This is a genomic window from Flexivirga lutea (assembly GCF_054778955.1).
This window is the reverse complement of record NZ_BAAGZB010000002.1, coordinates 785,906-793,430: the sequence shown is the minus strand read 5'-3', so window position 1 is coordinate 793,430 and position 7,525 is coordinate 785,906. Positions and strand designations below refer to the sequence as shown.

The following is a 7,525-nucleotide window of genomic DNA, read 5'->3' as shown; positions in this document are numbered from 1 at the left end:
GGGTGTGCCGATGTCTGCCCTGGGGAGACTTTGGTACGGCGTCGGCCGGCATACCTGGTCGTTTCTCGACCCTGGGGAGGGTTTGGTACGGGTGTCGGGGTCGGGGTGTGCCGATGTCTGCCCTGGGGGCGGTGAGATCACCGCCGGGCTCGTTCAGTCGGTGTCCTCCGGGGCGTCCGCCTCCCCAATCCGGTCGTCGACCCAGTCCTCGTCCTGGTCGACGCTGCCGTCGCGAGACGGCTCGGCCGACCCGTCCGTCCGGTCGTCCGTCCGGTCGTCTTCGTTCCGCCGCTGGCTGACCCCGCCACTGGCGACGTCGTTGACGTCGCCGCCGTCGGCGTCGTGCGAGCCGGGCCCGCCGTCCTGCTCGTCGACCTTGGCGCGGTAGGTGTCGCCCTGCTCCTCGGGGGTGTCCTGGGGTGCATTCATCTCAGACCTCTTCTCGATGGGATCAGCTGGGGATCATCCGTGCGCTCGACGGGCTACCCGGGCCGGCGCCGCCCCATGCGGTGACGGCTCAGCTGCGCAGCGTCGTACTCGGCTGCTCTCCGTAAGCCGCCCGGTAGTGCGCGGCGAAGCGACTCGGTGGGTGAAGCCCCACCGGCCGGCGACGGCACCGACCGTGACCCCCGAGTGCGGGTCGGCCGCGGCGAGTTCGGTGCGCACCCGGTCCAGCCGGATCCGGCGTAGCCGCGCCATCGGCGTCGTGTCCAGTTCTCGTCGGTATGCCGCCTGCAGCGCGCGCACCGAGACGTGGCAGGCACGGGCGATGTCCGCGACACCGAGGTCGAGGTCGGGGTTGCTCTCCAGGTAGGCGTCGGCGCGTCGGACGGTGTCGCGCGAACCGGACGACGGTGCGGTGGAGCCGGTGTGGTGCTGCGCGGTGAGCGGGTCGAACGTGGCCAGCAACGTTGCCGCCAGCAGATCGCCTGCTGCACTCAGCACCAGCGGGCTGGCGGCGGCGACGTCGTCCGCGGCGGCCAGTTCGGTCACGTGGGTGACCGCGCGCTGCCACGCGACGGCTGTCGGCGGCAGCAGCGGGTCGATGACCAGGCGACCGATCCGCTGCCTGATCGGTTCGTCGTCGTCCTCGGTCACCAGTCGGTCCAGCAGTGATAGGTCGACGCCGATCAGCTCCAGTTCGGTCCCATGGACCCGCGTGCGGTAGCCGAGGTGGGGCGGTGCGACCAGCACGGTCTGACCGGAACCCAGACGCTGCTCGCAGCCGTCCACGGCGATGTCCATGGTGCCGCGCACCATGCGGCATACGACCAGGCAACCCAGTGGCTCCATGGAGTATTGCGTCGTCATCGTGTTGTGGAAGCGGTCCAGGCGGACCTCGCCGAGGTCGTGCCGACGCTGGCCGAAGCGGAAGCCGGCGGTGCTCCCGCTGACCCGCAACTGGTTGCTGGAGTAGGCCTCCGCCACCAGCGCGTGAGCTTGCGCAGGATCGGTGGTGGCGAAGTCGGTGAGGATCGCCTTATGCACGGCGCGACCTCATGCGACCAAAGATAGGACAGGTCCCCGCGACACGGCGCGATCAGGATCGTCGACTTCCGCCGCGGTCTTGCGTTTTCGGGCTGTCAACGGTGCGTTCTGTGTCCTGGTCATGACAGTCGGTCGGACCATGCAATGGGGTGCTGCGAGTCGGCGCCATCGCTGTCTCGCGAGTGGCCAATTGGACAGAGGGAACCGACCGATGACGTATGACGAGATCACGCCTGCTCATGACGGGGCACTCGTGACCCCGGCCCTCGTCCCGGACGGCGCGGCCGGTGCTCGCATAGACCCGCGTGAATTCGCCGAACTGGCCGCATCTCTGGGTGCCGCACAGACGACCGAGCAGACCGCCGACCAGGTGGTGGGGCACGCGCTCGGCGCGCTGGGTGCGCACCACGGCGGCCTCACCCTGATCCGGGGTCGCGACCGCCTGGAGACCATCGCTCCGTCGAGTCCACTGGTCACCCGGGCCGACGAGCTGCAGCGCGACCTGCGCGACGGCCCGTCCTACGACGGCGACTGGCACGGCACCACGCTGGCCAGCCAGGATCTGCGCGTCGAGGTGCGCTGGCCGCAGTGGGCGCCGGCCGCCGCGCAGCTCGGCATCGGCGCGCTGCTGGCCGCCGAACTCGGCGACACCGACGGCCGCCGGCTCGGTGCGCTCAACCTCTACTGGTGCGAGCCGGTCGTCTTCACCTCCGACGACCTGGCGTATGCCGCCATCTTCGCCACCCATGCGGCGGTCGCGCTGGTGACCTCGCTGGCGGAGACCCACCTGAGCACGGCGCTCGACACCCGCAAGGTGATCGGTCAGGCGCAGGGGATCCTGATGGAGCGGCACAGCCTTGTCGACCGAGCAGGCCTTCGAGGTGCTGCGCCGCTACTCGCAGGATCACAACCTCAAGCTGCGCGACGTCGCCCGCCGCCTGGTCGAGACCCGGCGGCTGCCCGAGGGACGGTGACGTCCGGCTGACCCATCCGGCCGGCGGTCGGTGACGAACCACCCTCGACAGCGGAGGGGTGATGTGTCGTGGCCGACGACGTCATACCGGATGATGTGACCGCGCCCGAGCGCACCGACGCACAGCACGGGCGGGAGGACGAGCCGGTCGAGATGCAGCCGAGGACGGGGCGACACCGGGACGTGGCATTGCGGGTGCAGGAGGCGCACCTGCCGCACACCTTGCCGCTGCTGCCCGAGATCGACGTCGCAGCGTGCCAGGTGGCCGCCGCCGACGCGCACAACTCCGGCGGCGACTGGTTCGACGCGATCCCGTTGCCCGACGGCACCGTGGCGTTCGTCGTCGGCGACCTGCCCGGTCACGGGGTCACCGCGTCCGCCGCGATGGGCCGGCTGCGGGCCGTCCTGGCGGAGTGGTTGCGCAGCACCGACTTCGAGGACGCGCTGCGCCGGGTCGATCGGGCCGCCGGCCGCTCCAGGACGACCCGGGCGGCCACCCTCTGCGCCGTCCTCCTGGACCCCGCCACCGGACAGTTGCGCTACGCCACCTGTGGTCATCCCGAGCCGCTGGTGATGACACCCGCGGGGTCGGCGCGACCACTGGCGCGGACCGGCGGGGCTCCGCTCGGGGTGACCGCCGCCGACCCGCCGGTGCGGGACGGCCGGCTGCGCCGCGGCGAGCTGCTGCTGCTCTACACCGATGGGCTGGTGCGCCGGCCGGGTCGTCGGTTGCACGAGGACCGGGAGGTGATGGAACGCACCGTGGCCGACGCGGTCACCGGCCGATGGTCCGTCGCGGACGTGCCTGCCCGCGCGGTCGACCGAGTGTGTCGGCGCACCGTGGAAAGTCTCGGTGGCGAGGGGTATGACGACGGCACGGCACTGGCCGTCCAGTGGCGGACGCAGCGGCAGGTGCCGTGGCAGGTGCACGTCGATGCCGAAGATGTGATGGCCGGGTCGTACCGGGACGGACTGCGCGGCTGGCTGGACGATCTCGGCGCACCCGAGCACCAGCAGCAGGCTGTGGAGCTGGTGGTCGAGGAGCTGCTGGTCAATGCCGTCGAGCACGCCCACCCGGACGGTGGTGGCGATGGTGCGGAGGTGGCCGCAAGCCTGGACGACCAGGGCGTGCTGACCGTGCGGGTGAGTGACCACGGGACCTGGCGGGTGCGCCGGGCACCGTCGGCCAGCAGCGGCCGGGGGTTGTGGATGGTGCAGGAGATGACGCAGAGCCTGACCATCGAACACGGTGGCGACGCCTCGCGGGCCGGCTCCGCACCCGGCACGACGGTGACGGCCCGGTTGCCGCTGCACGTGCCGGTGGTGTTCGCCCACAGCGCCGAACCCGGCGGCGCTGCCCGGGACGACACCCAGCCGTTCGCCGCGCGCTTCCAGGACCTGCCGCGCCGCAGTGTGGTCGTCACCGGATCGGTCGACGCCGGCAGCGCGGCGGTCTTCCGGGCCCGGATCGCCGAGGCGGCCCGCGGCGGGCTCTACCCCCTGACGATCGACCTGAGCGCGGTCGAGCTGCTGGGCAGCGCCGGTGTGCGGGTGCTGTTCGAGATCCAGGAGGCGTTCGCGGCGCACGGCACCCGGCTCAGCCTCCTCGCATCGCCCGGCCCGGCCCGCGACGTCCTCGAACTCGTTGGCCTCGACGGGCTGATCGCAGACCAGCAGTAGGGCCGCCACGACCACACACCGCGAATTCGACTGCTGCAAAAGGGGTATGTCGCAGGTCCGGTAGGACGCGCGCCGGCAAACCCGCCGGGCCGGCATACCGCCGGAGCATCCGAGCCATGACTTCAACAGGAGCAACCATGACGGTGACCACCCAGGACGGCACGCAACTGCACGTGGAGGACTCCGGGGGCACCGGCCGCCCGGTGGTACTGATCCACGGCTGGCCGCTGTCTGGGGAGTCGTGGTCGGCCCAGCTGCCGGCGTTGCGCGATGCCGGGGTGCGGGTGATCACCTACGACCGCCGTGGGTTCGGCCGCAGTGACACGCCGGAGACGGGATACGACTACGACACGCTGGCCGCGGACCTGCACGACCTGATGGAGCAGCTGGACCTGCGCGACGCGTCCCTGGTCGGCTTCTCGATGGGCGGCGGCGAGGTGGCGCGCTATCTGTCCCGGTACGGCGCGGACCGGGTCCGCAGCGTCGTCTTCGCGTCGGCCGTCCCGCCCTACCTGGCCAAGACCGAGGAGAACCCGGACGGGCCGCTCGACGAGGAGCAGGGTCAGGAGATGCTGACCGCACTGCAGGTCGACCGGCACGCGTTCTTCGACGGCTTCACCACCCAGTTCCTCACCGCGAACGGCACGCTGGCCGTCGACCGGGAGGTGCAGCAGGAGGCGTTCCGGCAGGCGACCGAGTCCGACCAGACCGCGGCGGTGGAGTGCATGAAAGCGTGGGCCACCACCGACTTCCGGGCCGACCTGGCGGCCGTCACGGTGCCGGCCCTGGTGATCCACGGGGACGCCGACGCGCTCGTCCCGTTCGAGGGTTCCGGCAAGCGGACCCACGCCGCCATCGACGGCAGCCGGTTGCACCTGATCGAGGGCGGCCCGCACGGCGTGACGCTCAGTCACACCGAGGAGTGGAACGACGCGGTCTGCGAGTTCCTGACCCGCTGAGCGGTTGCCCGCCATACCGCACGGGTAGGGCGCAGCGCATGACCGCGAACAGCTATCTGTCGATCTACCTGCGCGACCAGCTCGCCCTCGGAGTGCTGTGGCGTGAGTTGGCGCAGCGCTCGGCCCGCAACAACCGGGGCAGTGACCTGGGCCGGGCGCTCGACGGCGTCGCGACCGGCATCGCCGCGGACGTCGACACCTTCGCCGACATCATGCGCCGCCTCGACGTGGCGCCGAACCGGCTCAAGACCGGTGCCGCCGTCGTGGCCGAACGGCTCGGCCGGCTGAAACTGAACGGGCGGCTGCGGGGGTATTCGCCGCTGAGCCGGTTCTTCGAACTCGACGCACTCGTCATGGGGATCGAGGGCAAGAAGACGCTGTGGACCACGCTCTCGACGTATGCCGGACTCGGCGCGCGTTTCCCGGACCTCGATTTCGACGAGCTGGTCCGGCGTGCGGGCGCCCAGCGCGAGGCGTTGGATCCCTTCCACGCGGCAGCAGCCTCGGACGTGTTCGGCGAGGGTCGCAGCGGCGTGCTGCAGAGCGGGCCGGCCACCCTGCTCCGCTAAGCAGGTTTCGGTGCCAGACTTGACGATGGGAGTGCATCCTGACGTCGACACGGGAGGTTTCGGCTGTGAGTGCCAGGGAGGCCATGCGGATGACCGACTCGACGCCTGATCCGGCGCACCTCGTCGCGCTGCAGTTCCGTGATCTGCACGAGAAGCTGACCAGCACCGGCGACATCGGTGCGGCGCAGCAACAGCTGGTGGATTTGGCCGTCGAGTTCATCGACGGCTGTGACTGGGCGGCGATCACCGCGTGGCCGGACCGATCGCTGCCACGGACGCTGGCGAGCAGTGGCAGCGTGCCACAGGAGGTCGACCACCTGCAGTATGCCGCCGGCGAGGGGCCGTGCCTGACCGCGGCGACGACCGATTCCCCGGCGTGGAGCCCCGATCTGCGGGCGGAGAGTCGCTGGCCGAACTTCGTCACCGCAGCGCTGACGGCGACGAAGGTGCGCAGTGCCCTGTCCTTCCACCTGTCGAGCGGACCGCTGCGCTCCGCGCTGAATTTGTATGCCGCGAGGCCCGACGCGCTCGACAGCGATGCGGTCACCGCCGGAGCGCTCTTCGCCAGCCACGCGGCGGTGTTGATGGCGCATGCCGACAGCACCCACGAGGCCGAATCCCTGGGTACGGCGCTGGCCACCAGCCGTCACATCGGCGCCGCCATCGGCATCCTGATGAAGACAAATGCCGTCACCGAGGACACCGCGTTCGCCATGCTGCGGGCAACCAGCAACCGGCTCAACCGCAAGCTGAAGGACGTCGCCGACGACGTCAAGACGACCGGACAGTTGCCGCACTGACCGTCCAGCCCGCGCCGACGTAGGGCAGATGGTTCGCGAGATTCTCGGCTCGGTGGCTTCCGCGTGGAGCAGAACCTTCCGCTGCTCGCCAGTCCGCCGCCACCCGTGGGCGGCGGACCGGCGATCGGTCACGGCAGCAGGACGATCTTTCCCCGGGTATGGCGCTGTTCGAGGACCGCGTACGCCTGTCGTACTTCGGCGAGAGAGTAGGTCGCTGCGATCGGGAGTTGCAGGCGTCCGTCGGCAAGTCGGGTGACCAGTTCGCGCATATCAGCAGTGTTCGCGCCGTCGGCACTGCCTGCGGTGCGGGTTCCGAAGCGCTCTGCGGCGGCGAAGTCGATGATCGTGTTGATCCGCCTGGGTGAGACGCCTAGTTCAACGGCAAGGTCGACGTACGCTTGGCCGAAGGTGTCGATGAAGGCGGCCACACCACCGGGGGCGTTGTCGCGGATTCGGGCGAGGGTCGCGTCCGCCCCGCCGGCGTAGTCAACGGGAATGACGCCTTGATCTTCCAGCCACGCGTGGTTGGCCGCGCCGGCCAGTCCGAGCACCGTGGCGCCGCGTTCGACCGCGAGCTGTGCAGCCAGACTGCCGACCCCGCCTGCAGCGCCAGACACGACGACGGTGTCGCCATGACCGGGGTCAACTGCGCGCACCGCCGACCATGCGGTGCTGCCTGCGACGAACAGCGCGCCACCGACCGTCCATGGCACCAGTGAGGGCTTGGGGACCAGGTTGGTGATGGGCACGGCGGCGTACTCGGCATGGCTGGAGCGAGTGTCGACCCAGCCGATGACCGCGTCGCCGACCTGCCAGCCGGTCACGCCTGCCCCGAGTTCGCTGATGACGCCGGCGAGATCGCTGCCCTGCCCGGATGGGAACGCGGACGGAAACATCGCCGCCAGCGCGCCGGTGCGCAGTGCGGTCTCGCCCGGGTTGATCCCGGTCGCGTGTACTCGGACGATCACCTCTTCGGGGGCAGGGCGGGGAATGAGCACGTCACGTATGTGGAGGACGTCGAGCCCACCGAAGTGGTCATAGCGGACGGCCTTCATG

At 70.6% G+C, this 7,525-nt stretch carries 8 protein-coding genes; 5 read left to right on the top strand and 3 right to left on the bottom strand.

All coding sequences use genetic code 11. The features are described 5' to 3' along the window. Positions 1–153: 153 nt before the first annotated feature. Both ACYVBN_RS10160 and ACYVBN_RS10155 read right to left on the bottom strand, forming a co-directional pair. Positions 154–429: a hypothetical protein gene (locus ACYVBN_RS10160; RefSeq protein ID WP_460600410.1), complete on the bottom strand. Its 276-nt coding sequence runs from the start codon at positions 427–429 to the stop codon at positions 154–156. A 33-nt stretch (positions 430–462) separates the two neighbouring features. Further along, entirely contained in the window at positions 463–1,488 is a 1,026-nt protein-coding gene (locus tag ACYVBN_RS10155; RefSeq protein ID WP_460600409.1) for a helix-turn-helix transcriptional regulator, read from the bottom strand. Positions 1,489–1,699: 211 nt separating this feature from the next. On the opposite strand from ACYVBN_RS10155, the gene ACYVBN_RS10150 reads away from it, so the two are divergent. The 5 genes from ACYVBN_RS10150 (at position 1,700) to ACYVBN_RS10130 (ending at position 6,469) form a co-directional block, all read left to right on the top strand. Next, positions 1,700–2,473, top strand: coding sequence for a GAF and ANTAR domain-containing protein (locus tag ACYVBN_RS10150; RefSeq protein ID WP_460600408.1), 774 nt, complete (start codon positions 1,700–1,702; stop codon positions 2,471–2,473). Positions 2,474–2,530: 57 nt separating this feature from the next. Beyond that, positions 2,531–4,141 (top strand): SpoIIE family protein phosphatase, encoded by a 1,611-nt coding sequence (locus ACYVBN_RS10145; RefSeq protein ID WP_460600407.1) that lies wholly within the window; start codon positions 2,531–2,533, stop codon positions 4,139–4,141. A 137-nt stretch (positions 4,142–4,278) separates the two neighbouring features. Beyond that, on the top strand, positions 4,279–5,100 hold the full coding sequence (locus ACYVBN_RS10140) for an alpha/beta fold hydrolase (protein WP_460600406.1): 822 nt from the start codon (positions 4,279–4,281) through the stop codon (positions 5,098–5,100). A 38-nt stretch (positions 5,101–5,138) separates the two neighbouring features. Next, positions 5,139–5,669, top strand: a complete 531-nt coding sequence (locus ACYVBN_RS10135) for a hypothetical protein (protein ID WP_460600405.1) — start codon at positions 5,139–5,141, stop codon at positions 5,667–5,669. A gap of 65 nt (positions 5,670–5,734) precedes the next feature. Continuing rightward, positions 5,735–6,469 (top strand): GAF and ANTAR domain-containing protein, encoded by a 735-nt coding sequence (locus ACYVBN_RS10130; RefSeq protein ID WP_460600404.1) that lies wholly within the window; start codon positions 5,735–5,737, stop codon positions 6,467–6,469. A 128-nt stretch (positions 6,470–6,597) separates the two neighbouring features. On the opposite strand, the gene ACYVBN_RS10125 is transcribed toward ACYVBN_RS10130, so the two are convergent. Continuing rightward, entirely contained in the window at positions 6,598–7,524 is a 927-nt protein-coding gene (locus tag ACYVBN_RS10125; protein WP_460600403.1) for an NADP-dependent oxidoreductase, read from the bottom strand. Position 7,525: the final 1 nt, after the last annotated feature.

Excerpts from the sequence above, each read along its gene's own strand:
- ACYVBN_RS10160 (WP_460600410.1), bottom strand. The coding sequence starts at position 429 with ATGAATGCACCCCAGGACACCCCCGAGGAGCAGGGCGACACCTACCGC.
- ACYVBN_RS10125 (WP_460600403.1), bottom strand. The coding sequence starts at position 7,524 with ATGAAGGCCGTCCGCTATGACCACTTCGGTGGGCTCGACGTCCTCCAC.
- ACYVBN_RS10140 (WP_460600406.1), top strand. The coding sequence starts at position 4,279 with ATGACGGTGACCACCCAGGACGGCACGCAACTGCACGTGGAGGACTCC.
- ACYVBN_RS10150 (WP_460600408.1), top strand. The coding sequence starts at position 1,700 with ATGACGTATGACGAGATCACGCCTGCTCATGACGGGGCACTCGTGACC.
- ACYVBN_RS10135 (WP_460600405.1), top strand. The coding sequence starts at position 5,139 with ATGACCGCGAACAGCTATCTGTCGATCTACCTGCGCGACCAGCTCGCC.